This window comes from Cellulomonas sp. Leaf395 (assembly GCF_001424125.1).
In the GTDB taxonomy this organism is placed as follows: Bacteria; Actinomycetota; Actinomycetes; order Actinomycetales; family Cellulomonadaceae; genus Cellulomonas.
This window is the reverse complement of record NZ_LMQI01000004.1, coordinates 587,609-609,959: the sequence shown is the minus strand read 5'-3', so window position 1 is coordinate 609,959 and position 22,351 is coordinate 587,609. Positions and strand designations below refer to the sequence as shown.

Annotated in this window: 21 protein-coding genes and 1 pseudogene; 12 read left to right on the top strand and 10 right to left on the bottom strand. The window is 72.8% G+C overall.

What is annotated here, in order from left to right:
* Nucleotides 1-16: 16 nt before the first annotated feature.
* Genes ASG23_RS14285 through ASG23_RS14275 form a run of 3 tightly spaced genes read right to left on the bottom strand, consistent with a single transcriptional unit; the run spans nt 17 to nt 2,525 of the window.
* The gene (locus ASG23_RS14285) at nt 17-499 is read right to left on the bottom strand and encodes a nucleoside deaminase (protein ID WP_056026046.1); all 483 of its coding nucleotides are present in this window, start codon (nt 497-499) and stop codon (nt 17-19) included.
* A complete protein-coding gene (locus ASG23_RS14280; protein WP_056026044.1) occupies nt 496-1,470 on the bottom strand; it encodes a phosphotransferase enzyme family protein in 975 nt (324 codons plus the stop codon). Before ASG23_RS14280 ends, ASG23_RS14285 begins: the two co-directional genes overlap by 4 nt.
* Before the next feature lie 50 nt (nt 1,471-1,520).
* Complete coding sequence (locus ASG23_RS14275; protein WP_056026042.1) at nt 1,521-2,525, bottom strand: LacI family DNA-binding transcriptional regulator; 1,005 nt, start codon at nt 2,523-2,525, stop codon at nt 1,521-1,523.
* Nucleotides 2,526-2,707: 182 nt separating this feature from the next.
* On the opposite strand from ASG23_RS14275, the gene manD reads away from it, so the two are divergent.
* The 3 genes and pseudogenes from manD to ASG23_RS14265 all read left to right on the top strand — a co-directional run.
* Nucleotides 2,708-3,979, top strand: coding sequence for a D-mannonate dehydratase ManD (gene manD / locus ASG23_RS14270; RefSeq protein WP_056026040.1), 1,272 nt, complete (start codon nt 2,708-2,710; stop codon nt 3,977-3,979).
* Nucleotides 3,976-4,263, top strand: a complete 288-nt coding sequence (locus tag ASG23_RS20590) for a hypothetical protein (RefSeq protein ID WP_235521128.1) — start codon at nt 3,976-3,978, stop codon at nt 4,261-4,263. The genes manD and ASG23_RS20590 overlap by 4 nt, the downstream gene beginning before the upstream one ends.
* Nucleotides 4,236-4,913: pseudogene (locus ASG23_RS14265) on the top strand (acetylxylan esterase); the annotation flags it as partial. The gene ASG23_RS20590 and the pseudogene ASG23_RS14265, both read left to right, overlap by 28 nt.
* A gap of 162 nt (nt 4,914-5,075) precedes the next feature.
* On the opposite strand, the gene mgrA reads toward ASG23_RS14265, so the two are convergent.
* The gene (mgrA, locus tag ASG23_RS14260) at nt 5,076-6,101 is read right to left on the bottom strand and encodes an L-glyceraldehyde 3-phosphate reductase (protein WP_056026039.1); all 1,026 of its coding nucleotides are present in this window, start codon (nt 6,099-6,101) and stop codon (nt 5,076-5,078) included.
* 28 nt (nt 6,102-6,129) lie between these two features.
* Here mgrA and ASG23_RS14255 point away from each other — a divergent pair, with 28 nt between their 5' ends.
* Nucleotides 6,130-6,591: a tRNA (cytidine(34)-2'-O)-methyltransferase gene (locus ASG23_RS14255; RefSeq protein WP_056026037.1), complete on the top strand. Its 462-nt coding sequence runs from the start codon at nt 6,130-6,132 to the stop codon at nt 6,589-6,591.
* Between the two features lie 166 nt (nt 6,592-6,757).
* Here the strand turns inward: ASG23_RS14255 and ASG23_RS14250 are convergent, their stop codons facing one another.
* Nucleotides 6,758-7,093 (bottom strand): hypothetical protein, encoded by a 336-nt coding sequence (locus tag ASG23_RS14250; RefSeq protein WP_056026034.1) that lies wholly within the window; start codon nt 7,091-7,093, stop codon nt 6,758-6,760.
* Between the two features lie 179 nt (nt 7,094-7,272).
* On the opposite strand from ASG23_RS14250, the gene ASG23_RS14245 reads away from it, so the two are divergent.
* From ASG23_RS14245 to ASG23_RS14235, 3 genes are all read left to right on the top strand, one after another.
* A complete protein-coding gene (locus tag ASG23_RS14245) occupies nt 7,273-9,000 on the top strand; it encodes a gamma-glutamyltransferase family protein (RefSeq protein ID WP_200941620.1) in 1,728 nt (575 codons plus the stop codon).
* 98 nt (nt 9,001-9,098) lie between these two features.
* Nucleotides 9,099-9,977 (top strand): amidohydrolase family protein, encoded by an 879-nt coding sequence (locus ASG23_RS14240; RefSeq protein ID WP_056026030.1) that lies wholly within the window; start codon nt 9,099-9,101, stop codon nt 9,975-9,977.
* A 25-nt stretch (nt 9,978-10,002) separates the two neighbouring features.
* Nucleotides 10,003-10,698 carry a FadR/GntR family transcriptional regulator gene (locus ASG23_RS14235; RefSeq protein WP_056026028.1) on the top strand — a complete coding sequence of 232 codons (696 nt, stop codon included), beginning with the start codon at nt 10,003-10,005 and terminating at the stop codon, nt 10,696-10,698.
* On the opposite strand, the gene ASG23_RS14230 is transcribed toward ASG23_RS14235, so the two are convergent.
* Nucleotides 10,695-11,717, bottom strand: a complete 1,023-nt coding sequence (locus tag ASG23_RS14230) for a LacI family DNA-binding transcriptional regulator (RefSeq protein WP_056026026.1) — start codon at nt 11,715-11,717, stop codon at nt 10,695-10,697. The genes ASG23_RS14235 and ASG23_RS14230 overlap by 4 nt on opposite strands.
* Before the next feature lie 90 nt (nt 11,718-11,807).
* On the opposite strand from ASG23_RS14230, the gene ASG23_RS14225 reads away from it, so the two are divergent.
* Complete coding sequence (locus ASG23_RS14225) at nt 11,808-13,337, top strand: UxaA family hydrolase (protein ID WP_056026024.1); 1,530 nt, start codon at nt 11,808-11,810, stop codon at nt 13,335-13,337.
* 130 nt (nt 13,338-13,467) lie between these two features.
* Here the strand turns inward: ASG23_RS14225 and ASG23_RS14220 are convergent, their stop codons facing one another.
* From ASG23_RS14220 to uxaC, 4 genes are all read right to left on the bottom strand, one after another.
* Complete coding sequence (locus ASG23_RS14220) at nt 13,468-13,704, bottom strand: hypothetical protein (protein ID WP_157465669.1); 237 nt, start codon at nt 13,702-13,704, stop codon at nt 13,468-13,470.
* Between the two features lie 253 nt (nt 13,705-13,957).
* Nucleotides 13,958-15,061 carry a sugar kinase gene (locus ASG23_RS14215; protein ID WP_056026020.1) on the bottom strand — a complete coding sequence of 368 codons (1,104 nt, stop codon included), beginning with the start codon at nt 15,059-15,061 and terminating at the stop codon, nt 13,958-13,960.
* Nucleotides 15,062-15,088: 27 nt separating this feature from the next.
* Nucleotides 15,089-15,718, bottom strand: coding sequence for a bifunctional 4-hydroxy-2-oxoglutarate aldolase/2-dehydro-3-deoxy-phosphogluconate aldolase (eda, locus tag ASG23_RS14210; RefSeq protein WP_056026017.1), 630 nt, complete (start codon nt 15,716-15,718; stop codon nt 15,089-15,091).
* Nucleotides 15,715-17,199, bottom strand: a complete 1,485-nt coding sequence (uxaC, locus tag ASG23_RS14205; RefSeq protein WP_056026364.1) for a glucuronate isomerase — start codon at nt 17,197-17,199, stop codon at nt 15,715-15,717. The genes eda and uxaC overlap by 4 nt, the downstream gene beginning before the upstream one ends.
* A gap of 213 nt (nt 17,200-17,412) precedes the next feature.
* Here uxaC and ASG23_RS14200 point away from each other — a divergent pair, with 213 nt between their 5' ends.
* From ASG23_RS14200 to ASG23_RS14185, 4 genes are all read left to right on the top strand, one after another.
* Complete coding sequence (locus ASG23_RS14200; protein WP_056026361.1) at nt 17,413-18,513, top strand: LacI family DNA-binding transcriptional regulator; 1,101 nt, start codon at nt 17,413-17,415, stop codon at nt 18,511-18,513.
* Nucleotides 18,510-20,024 carry a mannitol dehydrogenase family protein gene (locus ASG23_RS14195; protein ID WP_056026015.1) on the top strand — a complete coding sequence of 505 codons (1,515 nt, stop codon included), beginning with the start codon at nt 18,510-18,512 and terminating at the stop codon, nt 20,022-20,024. The genes ASG23_RS14200 and ASG23_RS14195 overlap by 4 nt, the downstream gene beginning before the upstream one ends.
* Nucleotides 20,025-20,251: 227 nt before the next feature.
* Nucleotides 20,252-21,415, top strand: coding sequence for a Gfo/Idh/MocA family protein (locus ASG23_RS14190; RefSeq protein WP_056026013.1), 1,164 nt, complete (start codon nt 20,252-20,254; stop codon nt 21,413-21,415).
* On the top strand, nt 21,412-22,329 hold the full coding sequence (locus tag ASG23_RS14185) for a sugar phosphate isomerase/epimerase family protein (RefSeq protein ID WP_235521108.1): 918 nt from the start codon (nt 21,412-21,414) through the stop codon (nt 22,327-22,329). The genes ASG23_RS14190 and ASG23_RS14185 overlap by 4 nt, the downstream gene beginning before the upstream one ends.
* Nucleotides 22,330-22,351: the final 22 nt, after the last annotated feature.

Genomic DNA, 22,351 nt, shown 5'->3' with positions numbered 1-22,351 from the left:
GCTTGACGGAACGAGGTCAGTCGATGCCGTGGTTGCGGCGGATCAGGTCGTGGACCTCGTCGACGAGCGAGTCGACGGGCCCCTCGACCGGGATCGCCGGGGCGACGACGGTGATCGGCAGGGCTGCGACGGGGCCCGGCGGAAGGCCCCAGCCCGCGCGCCAGCCGCTGATCTGCGCGGAGGACGCCGCGTAGACGATCCGGCCCAGGCCGACCCAGGCGTGCGCCGCGGCGCACATCGGGCAGTGCTCGCCGGAGGTGTAGACGGTCGACGCGGCGCGCTCGTCGGGCGTCAGGTGGTTCGCGGACCAGCGGGCGATCTCAAGCTCGGGGTGGCGGGTCTCGTCGCCCTCCTTGACGCGGTTGCGGTCCTCGAACCGGACCTGTCCGGCCGCGTCGACCAGGACGGAGCCGTAGGGCCCATCGCCGTCCTCGAGGGCCTCGCGGGCGAGCTCGACCGCGCGGCTGAGGTGGATCAGGTCGACCTCGGAGAGCGTCATCGGGCCACCGTGACTGCCAGGACACGGGCGCGCAACCTCTGCCGGTGCTCGACCAGGGTCGCCCGCAGCCCGACCGCCCACGGCTCCTCGTCCGCGACGGCGTCGACCTCCAGGTGCGCGAGCGCGACCAGCCCACGGACGGCCACCGCCGCACCGTGGAGCTCGAGGGCGGCAACCTCGTCGTACTCGAGGTGCCGGACACGGCGGTAGCCGGTCAGGAAGTCCGCGAGGAGCGTCCGGTGCTCGACCCGCCCGGGTGAATCACCGACCAGGTCGCGGACCGCGGCGGCGATGTCCTGCACGAACGGGCCCGTGCGCGCCTCGTCCGCGTCGAACGCCGTGGGCCGGCCGTCGGCCCAGCGCATGTTGTCCAGCTCGAAGTCCCCGTGCAGGGTGCCCCGGGGATGGTCGGCCCGATCGACCTCGGCCAGGACAGCGCGGGCGGACGCCAGCACGTCGGGGTCGTCGTCGAGGGCATCGAGGTCGAGCGGCGGTGGCTCGTCGGCGGCGGTCAGCGGCGGGGCGTCCCGGTGCAAACGCGCCAGGGCAGCACCCCAGGACTGCGCGAGCGACGACGTCAGGTCCTCGAGCTCGAGCTCCTCCCCCTGCGCGGCGGGCACGACGGTGGCGTGCATCGTGCCGAGCGCCGTCGGGACCGTCTCGACGAGCAGACCGGCCCCCGACGGCAGTGGCGCCACGGTCCCGCCGTGCTCGGACCAGGCCCCGAGCAGGCGGGCCGGTGCCTCGAGGTCCCGGACCGTCCGCAGCGACGCCGGGACGAAGCGCACGAACAGCACGCCACGGGGGTCGCCGTCGGGCGGGACGACGAACACGTGGGTCGCGCTCGAGCGCAGCCAGCGGGCGGCGCCGGGGGCGATCCCCCACGCGTCGGCGACCGCGTCGGCCACCGGGCTGCGCCACGACGGGTCGACGGTCGCGGCGACACGGGCGATCTCGGGGAGGGGGAGCATCCGCGCATCCTCGTGGCTGCGGACGGGCTCCGTCACGGTGTTTGTGGTGGTCAGCGTACGACGCGCAGGGGTGCGGTGCCGGTGGAGCCCCGGACGACGAGGTGCGTGGGCAGCTCGACCGTCACGGTGCCGCCCGGGTGGGTGGGGTCCAGGCGCGCCAGCAGGAGGTCGGCCGCCGCGTGCCCGGCACGCTCCAGCGGGGCCGCGATCGTCGTCAGACCGGGCCGGACCAGGTCGGCGCCGAAGACGTCGTCGCAGCCGACGACGCTCATCGCCCCGGGCACGTCGACGGCCCGTTCCGCCAGCCGGTCGAGGATGCCGAACGCGAGCAGGTCGTCGAATGCCAGGACCGCGGTGACGTCGGCGTGCAGGACGGCGTCAGCCGCGGCCGCCCCGTCCTCACGGCGCGGGGCGAACGGCCCCAGGCCGACGACCTCGACGCCCAGCCGCTTGGCGGCCGTGCGCAGGACCGCGCGCCGGCGGCGGTCGGACCAGGACGCGCGCGGGCCGCCCGCGTAGGCGACGCGACGATGCCCGAGCGAGGCCAGGTGGGCGAGCGCCTGGCCGGTGCCGCCGGCGGTGTCGACGAGGACCCCGGACTGGCCGGGCACCGGGCGGTTCACGGTGACCATGGGGAACTCGAGCGACCAGGACGTCAGCCGGTCGTCGTTCAGCCGGGAGGCCGCCAGGACGGCCCCGTCGACCGTGGGGCGCAGCGCGCGCAGCGCACGCTCCTCCGCCTCGACCGACTCCTCGGCGTCGACCAGGACGTGCACGTAGCCGTCGGCGCGGAGCCGGGCCGCGGTGCCGCGCACGATCCCGAAGAAGTAGGGGTTGGTGACGTCGGGGACGACGAGCGCGACCATGCGCGTGCGGCCCGAGCTCAGGGCCCGGCCCGACGGGCTCGGCGAGTAGCCCAGCTGAAGCGCCGCCTCGCGGACGCGCGTGGCGGTGCGCTCGTTGACCCGGCCCGGCTTGGTCAGGGCGCGGGACGCGGTCGAGATGGCCACGCCGCTGGCGGCCGCGACGTCGCGGAGGGTGGGTGGCCTGGTCAATGGGTCCTCGTCGAGCGTCTCCGGTGCCCTGCCGACCGGCGGGGCGCTCCCATCGTGGCGGTCCGGTGCGGATCTGGCAACAACCGGCAAACGTTTGTCCTCCGCCTCGCGACCCCCTACGGTGGAGCGCGGAGCACGTACTGGAGCAGCGCGGACGACGTCGTCGGCGGATCGGAGCACGCATGAGCACGCAGCCGGGCGACCTCGCCCCCGCCACCGACCGAGGGACCGCGATCCGGTCGGCGGAGGTGCTGGTCACCAGCCCGGACCGCAACTTCGTCACGCTGCGGATCACCACGCAGGACGGAGTGGTCGGGCTCGGGGACGCGACGCTGAACGGCCGCGAGCTGTCGGTGGCGTCGTACTTGTCCGACCACGTGGTGCCGCTCCTGCTCGGGCGGGACGCGCACCGCATCGAGGACACCTGGCAGTTCCTCTACCGCTCGGCGTACTGGCGGCGGGGCCCGGTGACCATGGCGGCGATCGCCGCGGTCGACGTGGCCCTGTGGGACATCAAGGCGAAGATCGCCGGGCTGCCGCTGTACCAGCTGCTCGGCGGGGCGAGCCGGACCGGGATCATGGCATACGGCCACGCGAGCGGCCGGGACCTGCCCGAGCTGTTCGACTCGATCCGACACCACCAGGAGCAGGGTTTCCGCTCCATCCGGGTGCAGACCTCTGTCCCGGGCATCGACGCCGTCTACGGGGTCGCCGCGCAGCCGTCGTCGTCGGGCCGCTACGACTACGAGCCCGCCCAGCGCGCCCCGCTGCCGGCCGAGGAGGACTGGGACACCCGCGCTTACCTGCGGCACATCCCCGCGGTGTTCGCGGCCGTGCGCAACGAGTTCGGCCCTGAGGTCCCCCTCCTGCACGACGGGCACCACCGGATGACCCCGATCCAGGCGGCCCGCCTCGGCAAGGACCTCGAGCCGTACGACCTGTTCTGGCTCGAGGACTGCACGCCCGCGGAGAATCAGGAGGCGCTGCGGCTGGTCCGGCAGCACACGACCACGCCGCTGGCGATCGGCGAGGTGTTCAACACCGTGTGGGACTACCAGACGTTGGTCCGCGAGCAGCTCATCGACTACGTCCGCTCCGCCGTCACGCACACCGGCGGCATCAGCGCGCTGCGCAAGATCCTCGACTTCGCCGCGCAGTACCAGATCAAGTCCGGCATCCACGGACCGACCGACATCTCCCCCGTCGGCATGGCCGCGGCTCTGCACCTGGACCTGGCGATCCACAACTTCGGCATCCAGGAGTACATGCAGCACGGCGCCCGCTCCGACGAGGTGTTCCGGCAGACGTTCACGTTCGAGGACGGCTACCTGCACCCCGGTGAGGCGCCCGGTCTCGGCGTCACCTACGACGACGACGCGGCCGCGCGGTACCCGTACCAGGCGGCGTACCTGCCGTTCAACCGGCTCAAGGACGGCACGGTGCACGACTGGTGACGGCCGTGCACCCGATGTGGCTGCCCGACGAGGCGTTCCGGGCGCTCGGGTCGCGGCGGGTGCTGGTCGCGGTCGGGTCGGGCGACGGACCGGTCGCGCAGACCGTCGTCGACGAGGTCGCGGCTGCCACGGAACGGTTCGGTGGGCGCCTGACCACGGTCCCCGTCTCCGACGAGGAGGCCGTCGCGCACGACGTGGTGCTCGCGATCGTCGGCAGAGCCGCGCAGGTCGGGTCTCTCGTCGGCGACCCGCACGCGGTCACGGGCTGCCGCAGGAGCGGCTGACCTGGGCCGCCGCCGGGTACGCGCATCTGCTCATGGACACCCGCGGCCAGTACGGCTCCGGCGGTGACACCCCGGACCCCGTCGGCTCCGACCCGGCCGCCCCGGGCTTCGTCACGCGCGGCATCCTCGACCCCGCGACGTACTACTACCGCCGCGTGCTCGTCGACGCCGTCCGCGCCGTCGACGCCGCTCGTGCCCTGCCGGGGGTCTCCCACGTGGCCGTCATCGGGAACAGCCAGGGCGGCGGGATCGCGCTGGCCGTCGCCGGCCTGGTGCCCGACCTTGCCGCGGTGATGGTCAGCGCGCCGTTCCTCTGCGACGTCCCGCGCGCCCTGGCGATCACCGACGCCGACCCGTACGGCGAGATCGTCCGGTACCTCGCGGTCCACCGCGGCGCCGCCGACCAGGCGCTCCGCACCCTCTCGTACGTCGACGGAGTCCACCACGCCCGGCGCGCGACCGCCCCGGCGCTGTTCGCGACCGGCCTGCGCGACACGGTCTGCCCACCGTCGACGGTCTTCGCGGCTCACAACGCGTACGCCGCGCAGCGCGAGATCGCCGTCTACCCGTACAACCACCACGAGGGCGGCGAGGCCCACCACACGGCCCGCCAGCTGGCCTGGCTCGCATCGCGCCTGTGCACCACCTGACCCCTGCGCACCCCACACCCACCCCGCCGCGGCGCCGAGCTCGCCACCTCGCAGCGAACTCGTCAGTCCGCGCCGAGCTCGGTTGTTGCAGCTGACGAGTTCGGCGCGAACTGACGAGTTCGCGGAGGTGGGGCGCAGCCTGCGGGGGTCGGCGCCCAGAGGTCAGCGGCCCGTGCCGTCGACCGCGTGAGGGTCGATCGCGGCGATCTCGTCCGTCGTCAGCGGGGCGGCGGAGAGCGCCTTGACGTTGTCCTCCAGCTGGGCGACCGAGCTCGCGCCGACGAGCGCCGACGTGATGCGGTCGTCGCGCAGGACCCAGGACAGGGCCAGCTGGGCGAGCGACTGCCCGCGGCCCGACGCGATCTCGTTCAGCGCCCGCGCCCGGGACAGGTACGTCTCGGACAGGGCGGTCGGCTTGAGGAAGTGGCCGACGGCCGCGCGGGAGTCGGCGGGCACCTCACCCGACAGGTACCGGCCGGTGAGCAGACCCTGGGCCAGCGGGGAGAACACGATGGTGCCGATCCCGAGGTCGCCGACGACGTCGAGCAGGCTCTCGTTCTGGCCGTCGGCGATGTTCTCGATGTGCCGGTTGAACATCGAGTAGCTGGGCTGGTGGATGAGCAGCGGGGTGCCCAGGTCGGCCAGCACCTGCTGCGCGACCCGCGTCTGCGCCGGCGTGTAGTTGGAGATCCCCGCGTACAGAGCCTTGCCGCTGGTCACCGCCGTGTGCAGGGCGCCCATCGTCTCCTCGACCGGGACCGACGGGTCCGGGCGGTGCGAGTAGAAGATGTCGACGTAGTCCACGCCGATCCGCGTCAGGGACTGGTCGAGGGAGGACAGCAGGTACTTGCGCGAGCCGCCGTCACCGTACGGACCGGGCCACATGTCGTAGCCGGCCTTGGAGGAGATGACCAGCTCGTCGCGGTACGGGCGAAGGTCGGACGCCAGGATGCGGCCGAAGTTCTCCTCGGCGGAGCCGTACGGCGGGCCGTAGTTGTTGGCGAGGTCGATGTGGGTGATGCCGAGGTCGAACGCGCGACGCAGGACCGCGCGCTGGGTGTCCAGCGGGGTGGTGTCACCGAAGTTGTGCCAGAGGCCCAGCGACAGCGCGGGCAGGTCCAGGCCGCTGCGGCCGGTGCGGCGGTAGGTCATCGAGTCGTAGCGGCCGTCGTCGGCAACAAAAGGCATGACCCCACGCTATCCGTAGGATCGCCGGGTGCTGCACGTCGCGTTCTTCGAGCCCCGCATCCCCGGCAACACCGGCAGCGCCATCCGGCTGGCGGCCGGCACCGGCTCGACGCTGCACCTGGTGGAACCGCTCGGGTTCGACCTGTCGGAGGCCAAGCTGCGCCGCGCCGGCCTGGACTACCACGACCTCGCGCACGTGGTGGTGCACCCGTCGCTGGACGCCCTGCTCGACGCGGTGCCGGGGCGCGTCTACGCGTTCACCACCCACGCCACGCAGCACCACAGCGACCTCTCCTACCGCGCGGACGACATCCTCCTGTTCGGCCCGGAGCCGACCGGCCTGCCGGAGTCGGTCCTGGAGCATCCGCGGATCACGGCGCAGGTGCGGATCCCGATGCTTCCCGGGCGACGGTCGATGAACCTGTCGAACGCCGCAGCCGTCGCCACCTACGAGGCGTGGCGACAGCTGGGCTTCGAGGGCGGGGTGTAGACCACACCTCCACCGATCGATGCGGCCCAGAACCGGCGCGCACCGTGGGCGAAGGGGGTCCAAGAATGCGCACGGGAAAGGCAAAGAAATGCCCCCGGCCGCGCGCTCGACAGAGCAACGCGACCGGGGGCCGGGTCATGCAGTGAGTAGGGATGAGGGGGAAGAGCTACTTGCGACCGGAGAGGTGGCCGTTGCAGGACGTGCCCGGGGCGACGCCGCCCGCCTTGAGCTCTTCCATGGTGTCGAAGTCGGGACCGAACATCCCGGCGAGCGCCGCCTTCTTGGCTGAGCCCCAGTTCTGCGGGGTGGCACCCGGGCCAGCCGGAGCCGTGGGATCCTCCTCGCCGTCCTCGAGGCCGGAGAACGCACACTCGGAGTTGGACTTGGTGTAGGCGCCGGTGCGCTCACCGGTGCCAGTGATTTCCCCGGCGCTCGCCATCGAGGAACTGGCGACGAGGAGCCCGGCCGCGAGCGGCAGGACGAGGAGACGCTTCAGGTGCATGGACTTTCCCTTCGAGAGAAGCCTGTTCGGGTGGGCCCAGATTAGGGCAAACCGGCCGAAATAGTCCCAAAATTCGCCCGCTCGGGGTATGTCTCCGTCGTCGATCGGACGTTGATTCGCCCGTGGGGCAAGATCGATATGTGTTCACCACCCGCCCCGAGCTCGTCGGGACGTTCGGCATGGTCGCCTCGACGCACTGGTTGGCGTCGTCCGTCGGGATGCGGACGCTGGAGGCCGGCGGCAACGCGTTCGACGCCGCGGTCGCCGCCGGGTTCACACTGAGCGTCGTCGAACCGCACCTGAACGGCCCCGGTGGCGACGCCCCGATCATCGGCCACCGCGCCGACGACGGGCACACCTTCGTGATCTGTGGGCAGGGGACCGCACCGGCCGCAGCGACCATCGACGCCTACCGTGACCTCGGCCTGGATCTCGTCCCCGGCACCGGGCACCTGGCGGCCGTGGTCCCCGGCGCGTTCGGCGCCTGGCTCGACCTGCTCGCGCGGTACGGCACGCTGCCCCTCGCCGACGTGCTCGGGCCGGCCATCGGCTACGCGCGCGACGGCTACCCGCTGGTCCGGGCCGCGTCCAGGACGATCGAGACGGTCGCGCCGATGTTCACCGAGCACTGGCCCACGTCCGCTGCGGTCTACCTGCCGCACGGGGAGGTCCCGGCAGCGGGCGGACGGTTCAGCAACCCGACACTGGCGGACACCTTCGAGCGGCTCCTGGTGGGCAGCGGCTCGCGCGAGGCGCAGATCGAGGCCGCGCGGCACGCGTTCTACGAGGGCTTCGTCGCCGAGGCCGTCGACGCGTTCCACTCGGGCGTCGCCGTGCAGGACTCGTCGGGCCGACGCCACACCGGGCTGCTGCGGGCGTCGGACCTGGCCGGCTGGCGAGCGACCGAGGAGACGACGACGTCGCTGCGGTTCGCCGGGCGGACAGTGCACAAGACCGCCGCCTGGGGGCAGGGGCCGGTGCTCCTGCAGCAGCTCGCGATGCTCGAGGCCCTGGGCGTCGGCGACCTCGTCCGCACCAACGACACCGTCGAGCTCGTGCACACCGTGGTCGAGGTGGCCAAGCTGGCGTTCGCCGACCGGGAGGCCTGGTACGGCGACGTGGACGACGTCCCGCTCGACACCCTGCTCTCCGCCGCGTACGCCGCGTCGCGTGCGTCGCTCGTCGGGCGCGTCGCCGCGGACGGCCTCGTGCCCGGCTCGCCCGACGGTCGCGTGCCGCGCCTCTCCGCCACCGTACAAGGCGACGGGGCGGCATCGGGCCCCGGCGTCGGGGAGCCCACCGTCTCACCGATCGGGCTGAGCCCCGGCGACACCTGCCACGTGGACGTCGTCGACCGCTGGGGCAACCGCGTCTCCGCCACACCCTCGGGAGGGTGGTTGCAGTCGAGCCCGGTCGTCCCCGGCCTCGGGTTCGCCCTGCCGACGCGTGCACAGATGTTCTGGCTGGAGCCGGGGCTGCCCAACAGCCTGGCCCCGGGCAAGCGCCCGCGGACGACGCTTAGTCCCGCGCTGCTGCTCGAGGACGACGGCTCGGGCGTCGCGTTCGGCACCCCGGGCGGCGACCAGCAGGACCAGTGGACCGTGCCGTTCCTGCTGCGACACCTCGTGGGCGGCGCCAGCCTGCAGGCGTCGATCGATGCGCCGACCTGGCACTCGTCGCACGTGCCCGGATCCTTCTACCCGCGCACCCACACACCCCTCGGCCTGGTCGCCGAGTCACGACTCGGGGCGGACGTGCTGGACGCGCTGGCGTCGCGAGGGCACCAGGTGGAGACCGTCGGGCCGTGGGAGCTCGGGCGGCTCAGCGCGGCCGGGCTGCGGTCAGACGGGCTGCTGGTCGCAGCGGCGAACCCGCGGGGAATGCAGGGCTACGCCGTCGGCCGGTGAGGCACGTCATCCGATGACTTGAGCGGTCACATGAGGGTTCGATGAGGGATCGGATCCCGGCGGCGCTCAGACATCGGACCACTGTTACCGTCCGATCCATGCCCAATGTCGTGGATGCCCACCTCCAGGTGTGGAACCCGGACACGGTGCACTACCCCTGGATGACCGCGGAGAACGCGGGGGTGCACCGGACGTACCGGGTCCCGGACATCGAGGACCAGCTGGCCGACGAGGACGTCGCCTGGGTGGTCCTCGTGCAGGCGGCCGACAACCGCGCGGACTCCGAGCTCATGCTCTTCCAGGCCCTCTCGTCCCCCCGCGTCGCCGGGGTCGTGGCGTGGGTCCCCCTCGACGCCCCCGACGCCGCCGCCACGCAGCTGGACAAGTGGCGCCGTGAGCCGATCGTCGGCATCGGCCATCGAGGGCCCAGCGGACACGATTCCCGCGACCCTGTGTGGCTGCTCGGCGCCGCCGTCGACGACAGCCTGACGCTGCTGACCGAGCGGCGGCTGACGCTGGACCTCACGGCGCACACGCCGACGGCCCTGGCGCACGTCGCGACCCTCGCCGAGAACCACCCCAAGCTCACGGTGGTCCTCGACCACCTCGGCGCTCCCCCGCTCGCCGCGCTGCGGGCCGGCGACCGCGACGGCTGGACGCGCTGGTCCGCGCTGCTCGGCGCCGTCGCGCAGATGCCGAACGTCGTCGCCAAGGTGTCCGGACTCGCCACCGCGGCCGGTGCGGGCTGGACTCCGGACCACCTGCGACCCGCCGTGGACCGCGCGCTGGAGGTGTTCGGTCCCGACCGACTCATGCTCGGCAGCGACTGGCCGTACGCGCTCCTGCAGGGCGACTCCTATTCCCAGGTCTGGAACGGACTGCGCTCGACCGTCGACCAGCTGAGCGACGACGACCGCGCCGCGGTGCTCGGCGGTACGGCCACCCAGGTGTACGGGCTCCCGTTCGACTCGTTCTGACTCCCGCAACGGCTAGGTTCGCTCCGTGTCACGTTCCGATGACGTCGTCGACGGGGTCAAGCAGATGATCCTCGACGGACGGCTCCAGGCAGGTCAGCGGCTGCCTGCCGAGAAGGAGCTCGCTGTCACCCTCGGCGTCTCCCGGGGCTCCCTGCGCGAGGGCGTCCACGCGCTGGGCACCCTCGGCATCCTCGAGTCACGGCACGGTGACGGCACGTACGTGACGACGCTCGACCCCGCGCTGCTGCTCGCGCCGGTCGGCTTCGTCGCCGAGCTCCAGCACGCCGCGTCGGCGTTCCACTCCGTTCGGCGCCTCCTGGAGACGGAGGCCGCCGGTCTGGCCGCCCTGCACATCGACGACGCGTCGCTCACCCGACTGCGCGCCGCGCTCGACGAGACGGCGCGCGCCCTGGTGGAGCTCCCGCTCGACCACGACCGGCTCGTCGACGCGGACCTCGCCTTCCACGCGGAGGTCGCCCGCGCGTCCGGCAACCCCGTGCTCGCCGCGCTCGTCGTCGGCCTCGCCGGGCGAGGGTCCCGGACCCGGCTGTGGCGCGGGCTGTCCGACGAGGGCGCGGAGGATCGGGCGTTCGTCGAGCACGAGGCGATCCTCGCGGCCGTCGCCGCCCGCGACCCCGACCGCGCGCGACTGCGCATGGCGACCCACCTGCTCGAGCTGGAGGCCTCGGCGACGGGTGTCTGGGCGTGGCGCAGTCTCTAGCGACCGGGCGTGGAGTCGCGCAGGACCACCTGCGTCGGGACGTGCGTCAGGCGAGGCTCGTCGGACGCCTCCGCGAGCGCGAGCTCGGTGGCGGCGATCCCGATGTCGACCAGCGGGATCCGGACGGTCGTGAGTGCCGGGACGACGTCACGCAGGGTAGAGATGTCGTCGAATCCCGCGAGCGCCACGTCCTGCGGCACCTGGATTCCCGCCTCCCGACCGGCCGCGAGCGCCCCGAGCGCCATGACGTCGTTGACCGCGAACACCAGCTCCGGCAGCTCGGTGCCGCGCAGCAGAGCCCGCATCGCGTCCTCGCCACCCTCGTGCGTGAACGCACTCGTGATCACCGCGTCGTCCGGCACCGGACAGCCCAGCTCGGCGAGCGCGCCGCGGAAGGCGTCCCGCCGCTCGCACGCGGTGAGGTGGTCGGCGGGGCCGGCGAGGATCGCGAACCGGCGGTATCCGCGACCGTGCAGCGCCTTGGCCAGGTCCCCGGCGCCCTGCGCGTTGTCGACGACGATGCTGTCGACACCCAGGATCGGCTGACCGATCAGGGCGACGGACCCCCCGACGGCCCGGTAGTCGGCCAGGGCCGCGCGGAGCTCGTCATTGGTGGCCTGGTCGTCCAGGCGGCCGCCCGCGATGACGATCGCGCGGGCCCGCTGCCGCTTCAGCAGGTCGACCAGCCCGCTCTCGCGGCTGGGGTCGTGCTGGGTGCTCGCGAGGGTCACCTGCAGGCCGGCGCGGTCGGCGGCACGGGCGACGCCCGCCGCGATCGAGGAGAAGTACGGGTCCGCGATGTCGTGCACGACGAGACCCAGCGACGTCGTCCGACCACGCGCCATCGCCTGCGCGTTCGCGTCCGGGGTGTACCGCAGCAGGGTCGCCGCGGCCAGCACGCGGTCGCGCAGGTCGGCGCGCACCGTGCGGTTGGCGCTGCCGTTGATCGCGCGGGAGGCGGTGGCCAGCGAGACGCCGGCCTCGCGGGCGACGTCACTGAGCGTCACGGAAGCAGCCATGCTCAGGAGGGTAGGCGCTTGCCTGTGGTCTGAGGGACGTTCTTGGTGGGCACGCCGGTGCAAACGTCGGGAAAGCGATATCCTGACGCCGTGACGACGACGCTCAGCCTGGCCGACTGTGTCCTGGTCCTGCGCCCCGACGACGACGTCGGCGTAGCCACCCGGGATCTGCAGTCCGGCACCGTCCTCGACTCGCTGGTGGTCACCCAGAGCGTGCCGCGCGGCCACAAGCTCGCGGTCCGCCCGGTCGCCTCCGGTCAGCCCGTGCACAAGTACGGGCAGTCGATCGGCCGCGCCACCCGGGACATCGCCGTCGGTGACCACGTGCACTCGCACAACCTGGGCATGGACGACGACGAGCGCGCCTACGAGTTCGGCACCGCCCGCGTCACCCTGCCGACACCCGACGGACCGGTCCGGACCTTCGACGGGTACTCCCGCAGCGACGGTCGCTGGGGCACCCGCAACTACGTCGGCATCGTCACCTCCGTGAACTGCTCCGCGTCGACCGCCCGGCTCATCGCCGACCAGTTCCGCGGCCGCGTCCTCGACGCCTACCCGCACGTCGACGGCGTCGTCGCCCTCACCCACGACACCGGCTGCGGCCTCGTGCCCACCAGCGAGGGCGCCCAGATCACGCGGCGCACCCTGCGCGGCTACGCCGACCACCCCAACATCGCCGGTCTGCTCGTCCTCGGCCTCGGCTGCGAGATGATCCCCGCCGAGTCGCTGCTCGACGGCCTCGACCTTCCCCCCGACAAGCCCGTGACCACCCTTGTCATCCAGGAGACCGGCGGCATCCGTCGCACCGTGCGCGCCGGGGTCGAGGCCATCGAGAAGATGCTCCCTGCGATCGACTCCCTGCGCCGCACCCCTGCACCCGTCTCCGAGCTGGTGCTCGGCCTCAACTGCGGCGGGTCCGACGGGTACTCCGGCATCACCGCCAACCCCGCACTCGGGCACGCGTCCGACCAGCTCGTCGCCCGCGGTGGCACCTCGATCCTCGCCGAGACGCCCGAGGTGTTCGGCGCCGAGCACCTCCTCCTGCGCCGCGCCGTCTCCCGCGACGTCGGGCAGAAGCTGCTCGACCGGCTCGACTGGTGGAAGGGCTACACCGCGGCCGGCGGCGGCACCATGGACAACAACCCGTCCCCCGGCAACAAGGCCGGCGGGCTGACGACCATCCTCGAGAAGTCGCTCGGCGCCGTCGCCAAGGGCGGCACCGCGGAGCTGGTCGAGGTCTACGAGTACGCCGAACCCGTCACCGCCCGCGGCTTCACCTTCATGGACACCCCCGGGTACGACCCCGTCTCCGTCACCGGCCTCGTCGCCGGCGGCGCCACCGTCGTCGTGTTCACCACCGGTCGCGGCTCCGTCCTCGGCTGCAAGCCGACACCGTCCATCAAGGTCGCGACGAACACCGCCACCTACCTGCGGATGACCGAGGACATGGACCTCAACGCCGGACGCATCGTCGACGGCACCGCGACCGTGGCGTCCGTCGGCGACGAGCTGTTCGAGCTGATCATCGCCGTCGCGTCCGGCCGGCAGACCGTCTCCGAAGAGCTCGACCTGGGGTCCGACGAGTTCGTGCCGTGGCAGCTCGGCGCGGTCACCTGACGCGTCTCGATCGACCTGCTGACCTTCCACGGGTCGTGACCGACCTGCAGCGCGGGTCCAGCGATACGAGCTCTGACTCCACCGACGCGCGGGTCGGGTCGTGGTGTCCGGATCGGGTGCCGGTGTCAGCTCAGTCGTCGAGCCAGCGCAGCACCGTGCGGCCGAACGCGCCCACCAGGGCGAGCCGCGACGTGACGCCGCACTTGCTGCACACGAGGACGTGGTTCACCCACGGCATGCCGCTCACCTGATCGATCCCCGCGACGTCGACCGTCGACGCCCCGCACTTCGGGCAGAGCAGCTGCCCCTGGGCGTCGAGCTCGAGTGACGCTCCAGGCATTGCGGACGGCAGGCTCGACTTGGTCACGGGTACCTCCGGGGGTCGTGCTGAGGGTGCGGATGCTGGCCCAAGTGCACCACGGAGGCGTGGGGGTGCGCCTGTCGGTCCACATCGGTGCGTCGGTCGACGTCGGTCCGTGAGTCCACCTCAGCGCGCGGTCGACGTCGGTGCGGACCCGATCGGTGCACGGTCCACGGCGGCGCGTGGACCGCGCGCCCGGCGATCGCTGGTCCGTCCGCGGCCCAGCACTCGGGGCACTCGGCGGCCGGGTGGTCGGTGGTCAGCGGTCGACGCGCGCTCCGCCGCCGCCGGCCAGCTTGAGCACCTCGGCCTTGCTGACCATGGTCGTGTCGCCGGGTGTGGTCATCGCCAGGGCGCCGTGCGCGGCGCCGTACTCGACCGCGGTCTGCAGGTCCTCACCGGCGAGCAGCCCGTAGGCAAGACCAGACGCGAACGAGTCGCCACCGCCGACGCGGTCGAGGATCTCCAGGCGCTCCCGGTGCGTGGCGCTGACCAGCCCGGTGCCCCTCGACCAGGCGATGGCGCCCCAGTCGTTGACCGTCGCGGAGTGCACCGTGCGCAGCGTCGTGGCGATGACCTGGAAGTTCGGGTACGCCTCGGCCACGCGGTCGATCATGGCGGCGAACGACGACAGCTCCAGGGCGGACAGGTTCTCGTCGACCCCTTCCACCTCGAACCCGAGCGAGGCGGTGAAGTCCTCCTCGTTGCCGATCATCACGTCGATGTGCGGCGCGATCGCCCGGTTGACCTCCTGCGCGCGCGCCTGACCGCCGACCGCCTTCCAGAGGCTCGGCCGGTAGTTGAGGTCGTAGCTGACGATCGTTCCGTGCTTGCGCGCGACCGTCACGGCCTCGATCACGGTCTCGGCGGCACTGTCCGACAGCGCCGCGAAGATGCCGCCCGTGTGGAACCACCGCACCCCGAGCTCGCCGAACAGGTGCTCCCAGTCGACGTCACCGGGCGCCAGCTGCGCCGCGGCGGTGTGGCCACGGTCGCTCACCCCGACGGCTCCACGGACGCCGAAGCCGCGCTCGGTGAAGTTCAGGCCGTTGCGGACCTGGCGCCCGATGCCGTCGTAGAGCACCCACTGGACGAAGGACGTGTCCAGGCCGCCGGTGAGGATGAGGTCCTCAACCAGGCGCCCGACCTCGTTGTCCGCGAGCGCGGTGACGATCGCGGTGCGCAGCCCGAACGCGCGCCGCAGGCCACGGGACACGTTGTACTCGCCGCCGCCCTCCCACGCGCGGAACGAGCGGGCGGTGCGGATACGACCCTCGCCGGGATCGAGACGGAGCATGACCTCGCCGAGGGAGACGGCGTCGTAGCGCGTCTCGCCCGCGGGGCGGATGACCAGGTCGGACATGAGCGGCGTTCCTTCGGGATCGAGAGGTCAGGGGTGGGCGACGAGACTGACGGCTTCGGCCGTGAGGTCCCGGACGGCGTCGAGGTCACCGGCACGGATCAGGTCGCGGGGAACCATCCAGGAGCCGCCGACGGCCCGGACGGAGGGCAGCGCCAGGTACTCGGCCAGGTTGCTGGGTCCGATGCCACCGGTGGGCACGAACCCGACGTCCCCGAAGGGCGCGGCGAGGGCGGCGACCGCCTTGGCGCCGCCGGAGGTACCGGCGGGGAAGAACTTCACGGTGGTCAGGCCCAGCTCGAGCGCCGCCTGCACCTCGGTGGCCGTGACCGCGCCGGGCAGGGCGAGGATGCCGTGCTCCTGGCAGCGCTCGACAACGGCGCGGCTGGTGCCCGGCGAGACGACGTAGGACGCACCGGCGGCCACCGCGTCGTCGACCTGCGCAGGGGTGAGCACGGTGCCCGCACCGACGAGGACGTCGCCGCGCGCGGCGATGGCGCGGATCGCGTCAGCCGCCGCTGCCGTGCGGAACGTGACCTCTGCGACCGGGAGCCCACCGTCGACGAGGGCTTGCGCCAGCGCGTCGGCGTGGGAGGCGTCGTCGATCACGACGACGGGGACCAGTCGGTGCGCCGCCAGGCGCTCCAGGATGTCGCTCACTTGTGCTCCTTCGCACCGTGCTCATACCCGCTCGGTCGCGGGAAAGCGTTTGCCGTGTGTGGTGGAGCATACGCCTGACGCGGGATCCGGTAGGCGAGGTCGACCGCGGTCTCGATCGCTTCGTCGACCTCGAGCCGGTGCTCCGCGACGAGCCGGGCAAGGAAGCCGGCGTCGATGCGCCGGGCCAGGTCGTGGCGCGCGGGGATCGAGCAGAACGCGCGGGTGTCGTCGACGAACCCCGTGGTGTTGGCGAACCCCGCGGAGTCGGTCACCGCCTCACGGAAGCGCCGCATGCCGTCGGGGGTGTCGAGGAACCACCACGGCGCGCCCAGCCGCACCGCGGGGTACACGCCCGCGATCGGCGCCAGCTCGCGGCTGAAGGTGTCCTCGTCCACCGTGAACAGGACCAGCCGCAGACCGGGATGGTGGCCGAACGCCTCCAGCACGGGGCGCAGGGCGCGCACGTACTCGGTCGTCACGGGGATGTCGTAGCCGACGTCAGGACCGCGCAGGTCTGCGACCGCCCGGTCGTGGTCGCGCAGGACGCCCGGGTGGAGCTGCATCACGAGGCCGTCCTCGGCCGACATGCGTGCCATCTCGAACAGCATGTGACCCGAGAACGCCTGCGCGTCCGCCGCGGAGACGTCACCGCGCAGCGCCGCCGACACGATCCGCTCGGCCTCGGCCTCGTTCAGCGGGGTCGTGTCCGCGGACAGGTGCCCGTGGTCCGTGGCGCGCGCACCGGCGGCGACGAACGCGCGACGCCGTTCCTCGAGCGCGCGCACGAGGTCGCGATACCCGCTGATCGCGACGCCCGACCGCGCCTCGAGCAGCGCGACGTCCGCCTGCCAGCCGGGGCGGTCGACGTGCAGCAGGGCGTCCGGCCGAAAGGTCGGCACGATCCGGTCGCCCCAGCCGCGCTCCGCCAGGTCGGCGTGGTCCGACAGCGTCGCGGTCGCCGCGTCGGTGGTCGCCAGGATCTCGATGCCGAACTCGTCGAAGAGGGCCAGGGGCCGGAACTCCGGCTTCTCCAGCCGCTCGGAGAGGAGGTCGAAGAGGCGGTCGGCGGAGTCGGCCGAGGGGCGCTCGTCGAGCCCGAACACCTCGACGAAGACGTGCTCCAGCCAGTAGCGCGTCGGCGTCCCCCGGAACAGCGGCCAGTGCGTCGCGAAGGTCCGCCAGACCTCCCGCGGGTCGGCGACCGCGCCGGGTCGGTCCCGGCGCGGCACCCCGAGGGCGTCGTGGGGCACGCCCTGCGACACCAGCATGCGCACCAGGTAGTGGTCGGGCGTGACCAGCAGCGACGCCGGGTCCGGGAACGGCTCGTCGCGAGCCAGCAGGCCCGCGTCGACGTGGCCATGCATGGAGACGATCGGCAGGGTCGCGGTCGCGGTGAGGATCTCCCGGGCGATCGGGCGCACGACAGGGTCGCTGGGCAACGCCCGGTCGGGGTGCAGGGACCACCCGGTCTCGCTCACCATCGAATACTCCTCGGGCCAGCCGTCATTCGCCGCCGAGAGGTCCTCGATGACGCGGGATGCAAACGCATTCATCGAAGCCAACCAGGTGAACGCGTCGACCACAAGCCCCGACGTCGTGGCATCCCGCATGTCGGTACGCCACTTGCCACCTCCGGACGGAACGTGCTGAAATCGCATTCATTCATCGAGCGGTCGAGACAAGGAGGGACTGTGGTGGTCACGTTGCGCGATGTCGCGCGAGCCGCAGGTGTCTCGCCGGCGACGGCCTCTCGCGCGCTCAGCGCCCCTGATCTCGTCGCCCCCGCCCGCCGCGAGCACGTCCAGCAGGTCGCCCGCGAGCTCGGCTACCGGCCCAACCGGGCCGCGCGGGAGCTGATCACCGGCCGCACAGGGAACCTCTGCCTCGTCGTCCCGGACCTGGAGAACCCGTTCTTCGCCGCTGTCGCCAAGGGTGTCCAGGCACGCGCCCGCGCCCTCGGCTTCGCCCTGCTCGTGGCGGACGCCGAGGAGGACCCCCGCCTCGAGAGCGAGCTCGTCGGGCACCTCGGCGCCCAGGTCGACGGCGTGATCCTGTGCTCGCCGCGGATGACCGACGTCGAGCTCGACCGGCTCGGCCGGGACGTGCTCGACGACGACGTCCCGCTGCTTCTCGTCAACCGGCTGCACGCCGGGCTGCCGTCCGTCGTCATCGACAACGCCGACGGCATCCGCCAGGCCGTGACCCACCTGTACGCGCTCGGGCACCGCCGGATCGGCTACGCCGGGGGCCCGGTCGGCTCGTGGTCCGACGCCCAGCGACGGCGCGGTCTCGAGCATGCGTCGCACGGCCTGCGCAGCATCGACGTGGTCGACCTCGGACACTTTCCTCCCCTGTTCGGCGGGGGCGTGGCGGCCGGCGACCTCGTCGCCGCCAGCGGTGTCACCGCGGTCCTCGCGCACAACGACCTGCTCGCGCTCGGCATCCTGAGCAGGCTGCGCGCCCGGGGCGTGCGCGTCCCCGAGGACGTCTCGGTCGTCGGGTACGACGACATCCCGGCGGCGACCCTGGTCTCGCCCACCCTCACCACCGTCACCGTGCCGCTGGCCCGGCTGGGCCGCGCGGCGGTCGACCTGCTCATCGAGGCCGGCTCCGTCCCGACGGCGACGGAGTCCGCGCTCACGTCGGCCGAACGCGCGCGGCACACGGCGCCGGCGACCGCGCTCGGGTCCGACCGTGAGAACGCCGGCCCGCCCTCGGTCCTCATCGGCGTCGAGCTGGTGGTCCGCGCCTCCACCGGCGTGGCGTCGGCGCAGTCATCGGCGGCCGGCGGATGACCGCCACCGCCGGCGCGCCCCGGCTCTCGCGCGCGACGTTGCCCAGCACCGCCCTGCCGTCCGGGGTGCAGCCACCCGCCGTGGACCCCGCAGACGTGAGCGTCGGCCTGGTCCACCTCGGGCTCGGTGCGTTCCACCGGGCGCACCAGGCCGTCTTCACTGAGGACGCCGCGGCCGCGGCCGGCGAGAACCGGTGGGGAATCCTCGGCGTCACGCAGCGCAGCGCCCGCGTCGTGGAGCAGCTCGCGCCACAGGACGGCCTCTACGGCGTGCTGACCAAGGGCACCACCGAGACGTCGCTGCGGCTCATCGGATCGTTGCGCGACGTGGCCTTCCCCGGGACCGACACTCCGCGGGTCCTCGCCACGATCGCTGCGCCCACCACCCACGTGGTGACCCTGACCGTGACGGAGAAGGGGTACCGGCGGGCAGCCGACGGCCGCCCGGATCTGGCCGACCCCGACCTGGCAGCCGACCTCGCCGCCCTGGCGTCGGAGCTGCGCGGCGGTGCAGCCGAGACGGCGGCCCGCTCACCGCTCGGCCTGCTCCTGCGGGGACTGGCCCTGCGCGCGAGGCACGACGCCGGGAACCTCACCGTGGTCTGCTGCGACAACCTCGCCGACAACGGAGCCGTTCTGGCCGCGCTCGTCGCCGCCACCCTGGACGCCGTCCCGCACGGCGACCGGCTCCGCGAGTGGGTCGAGACCTCGGTGCGCTTCCCAGGGACCATGGTCGACCGGATCGTCCCCGCCACCACCGACGCACACCGCGCGGAGGCACAGGCCCTCCTCGGCCTGACCGACGCGGGACTGGTGATCGGCGAACCGTTCACGCAGTGGGTCATCCAGGACACGTTCGCCGGCCCACGGCCTGCGTGGGAACGCGTCGGGGCCACGCTGACCGGGGATGTCGCGCCGTACGAGCGCGCCAAGCTCCGGGTCCTGAACGCCAGCCACTCGACGCTGGCCTACCTGGGGGCACTGCGAGGGCACGCGACGATCGCGCAGGCCGTCGCCGACCCGGCCCTGGAGGCGACTGTCCGGGCGCTCGTCGACGAGGACGTCCTGCCCACCCTCGTGGCGCCGGACGGCATGGACCTCGTGCAGTACCGCGACGACGTCCTGTCGCGGTTCGCCAACCCGAACACCGGGCACACCACCGTGCAGGTCGCCATGGACGGGTCGCAGAAGCTTCCGCAGCGCCTGCTCGGCACGGTCCGCGACCGGCTCAGCAGCGGATCTGTCCCCACCGCGGCCGCCGGGGCCGTCGCCGCCTGGATCGCCTACGTGCGGGCGACCTCGCAGGGCGAGCTGGAGGTCGACGGCCGGCAGATCGGCCTCGACGACCCGTTGGCGCCCGCCCTCGCCGCCGCCGCCGCAGGGCCGCTCGACTCGCTGGCCGACCGGATGCTCGACGTGCGGGCGGTGTTCGGTGACGACCTGGCCGGGTCGGACGCGTTCCGGTCCGCCGTCCGCGGTGCTGTGGCGGACCTGGTAAGCATCCGGGCGTAACCGGCCGACAGGGCGACGGGCATGGCCTGCCTCCTGGGCGACGGGGGTACCCGCCGCCCTGGACGACCCGCTGACACGCCATGCCGGGCCGTGGGCAAGGTTCGACGGCGGCGGGGACACGCAGCACTTGGTTTCGAGGCCTTGACGTAGCATCGCTCCGGTCCCTACGCTGGAAAGCGCATTCCACACTCCGACCGACACCGCGGTCCAGAACACTCGGAGCACTCATGACGACCCGCACCCTGCGCATCGGGATGAACGGCATCACCGGCCGGATGGGCTACCGCCAGCACCTCGTCCGCTCGATCCTGTCGATCCGCGACCAGGGCGGCGTCACGCTCGAGGACGGTACGCGCGTCCAGGTGGAGCCGATCCTCATCGGCCGCAACGCGGACAAGGTCCGCGAGCTGGCGGAGCTGCACGGCGTGGAGCACTGGACCACCGACGCCGACTCGGTGATCAACGACCCCACCGTCGACATCTACTTCGACGCGCAGGTGACCAGCCGTCGGTACTCGGCGCTGACGGCGGCGATGAAGGCCGGCAAGCACATCTTCACGGAGAAGCCGACGGCCGAGACGCTGGCGGAGGCGATCGATCTCGCTCGGCTCCGCGAGAGCACTGGCGTCACTGCGGGCGTCGTGCACGACAAGCTGTACCTGCCGGGCCTGGTCAAGCTGCGCCGGCTCGTGGACGAGGGCTTCTTCGGCCGGATCCTGTCGCTGCGCGGCGAGTTCGGATACTGGGTGTTCGAGGGTGACGGCCAGGAGGCCCAGCGCCCCAGCTGGAACTACCGCAAGGAGGACGGCGGCGGCATCGTCGTCGACATGTTCTGCCACTGGAACTACGTGCTGGAGGGCATCCTCGGCACGGTCAAGACGGTGAACGCGCAGACCGCGACGCACATCCCGACGCGCTGGGACGAGCGCGGAGCGGCGTACGACGCCACCGCCGACGACGCGGCGTACGGCATCTTCGAGATCGAGACGCCCGGCGGCGACCCCGTGGTCGCGCAGATCAACTCGTCCTGGGCCGTCCGCGTGTACCGCGACGAGCTGGTCGAGTTCCAGATCGACGGCACGCACGGCTCGGCGGTCGCCGGGTTGAACAAGTGCGTGGCCCAGCAGCGGGCACACACCCCGAAGCCCGTGTGGAACCCGGACCTGCCGGTCACCGAGTCGTTCCGCGAGCAGTGGCTCGAGGTTCCGGCGAACGGTGACCTGGACAACGGCTTCAAGCTGCAGTGGGAGGAGTTCCTGCGCGACGTCGTCGCCGGGCGCACCCACCGCTTCGACCTGCTGTCGGCCGCGCGCGGCGTGCAGCTCGCCGAGCTGGGCCTGCAGTCGTCGGCGGAGGGCCGTCGTCTCGACGTCCCGACGATCACGCTGTGACCACCCAGACGACCACGGAGCCGACGGTGACCCCGGCGGGGACGGACCTGACGCGGCTGTCGCTCAACACGGCGACGACGAAGTCGTGGACCCTGCGCGAGGCCGTCGACGGCGCCGTGCGCGCGGGGCTTCCCGCCATCGGCGTGTGGCGCGACCGCGTGCAGGAGGCCGGTGTCGCCGAGTCGGCCCGGATCATCGCCGACGCCGGCCTGCGGGTCTCGTCGCTGTGCCGCGGCGGGTTCCTCACCGCGGACGACGACGCGGCCGCGGCGGCGGCGCTCGACGACAACCGTCGCGCGATCGTCGAGGCGGCGACGCTCGGCACGCGCGAGCTGATCATGGTCGTCGGCGGCCTACCGGCTGCGAGCGCGCCGGGCGGACCGGCTCTGCCCGGGACGGACGGGCGCGACATCGTCGGCGCACGCCGACGGGTGGCGGACCGCATCGGGGAGCTCGCGCCGTTCGCGGCCGGGCACGGTGTCCGGCTCGTCCTGGAGCCGCTGCACCCGATCTTCGCGGCGGACCGGGCGGTCATCTCGACGCTCGGCCAGGCGCTCGACATCGCGGAGCCGTACCCGGCGGACGTCGTCGGCGTCGTCGTCGACACATACCACGTGTGGTGGGACCCGGACCTGCAGCGGCAGATCGCCCGCGCCGGCGCAGCCGGCCGGATCGCGAACTACCAGGTGTGCGACTGGACGCTCCCGCTGGCGACCGACGCTCTGCTGTCCCGCGGGCACGTGGGCGACGGGTACATCGACTTCGCGACGATCACGCGGTGGGTGGCCCAGACCGGGTACGCCGGTGACGTCGAGGTGGAGATCTTCAACCAGTCCGTCTGGGACACCCCGGGCGACGAGACGGTCGCGACGCTCGCGGACCGGTACGTGCGGTTGGTCCTCCCCCACCTCTGATCACAGCCTCTCCCGCCGATAG

Bases quoted from the DNA above. Each gene is read 5' to 3' on its own strand.
- ASG23_RS14285 (WP_056026046.1), bottom strand. From the start codon at position 499: ATGACGCTCTCCGAGGTCGACCTGATCCACCTCAGCCGCGCGGTCGAG.
- ASG23_RS14280 (WP_056026044.1), bottom strand. From the start codon at position 1,470: ATGCTCCCCCTCCCCGAGATCGCCCGTGTCGCCGCGACCGTCGACCCG.
- manD (WP_056026040.1), top strand. From the start codon at position 2,708: ATGAGCACGCAGCCGGGCGACCTCGCCCCCGCCACCGACCGAGGGACC.
- mgrA (WP_056026039.1), bottom strand. From the start codon at position 6,101: ATGCCTTTTGTTGCCGACGACGGCCGCTACGACTCGATGACCTACCGC.
- ASG23_RS14250 (WP_056026034.1), bottom strand. From the start codon at position 7,093: ATGCACCTGAAGCGTCTCCTCGTCCTGCCGCTCGCGGCCGGGCTCCTC.
- ASG23_RS14245 (WP_200941620.1), top strand. From the start codon at position 7,273: ATGGTCGCCTCGACGCACTGGTTGGCGTCGTCCGTCGGGATGCGGACG.
- ASG23_RS14240 (WP_056026030.1), top strand. From the start codon at position 9,099: ATGCCCAATGTCGTGGATGCCCACCTCCAGGTGTGGAACCCGGACACG.
- ASG23_RS14230 (WP_056026026.1), bottom strand. From the start codon at position 11,717: ATGGCTGCTTCCGTGACGCTCAGTGACGTCGCCCGCGAGGCCGGCGTC.
- ASG23_RS14215 (WP_056026020.1), bottom strand. From the start codon at position 15,061: ATGTCCGACCTGGTCATCCGCCCCGCGGGCGAGACGCGCTACGACGCC.
- uxaC (WP_056026364.1), bottom strand. From the start codon at position 17,199: ATGGTGAGCGAGACCGGGTGGTCCCTGCACCCCGACCGGGCGTTGCCC.
- ASG23_RS14195 (WP_056026015.1), top strand. From the start codon at position 18,510: ATGACCGCCACCGCCGGCGCGCCCCGGCTCTCGCGCGCGACGTTGCCC.
- ASG23_RS14190 (WP_056026013.1), top strand. From the start codon at position 20,252: ATGACGACCCGCACCCTGCGCATCGGGATGAACGGCATCACCGGCCGG.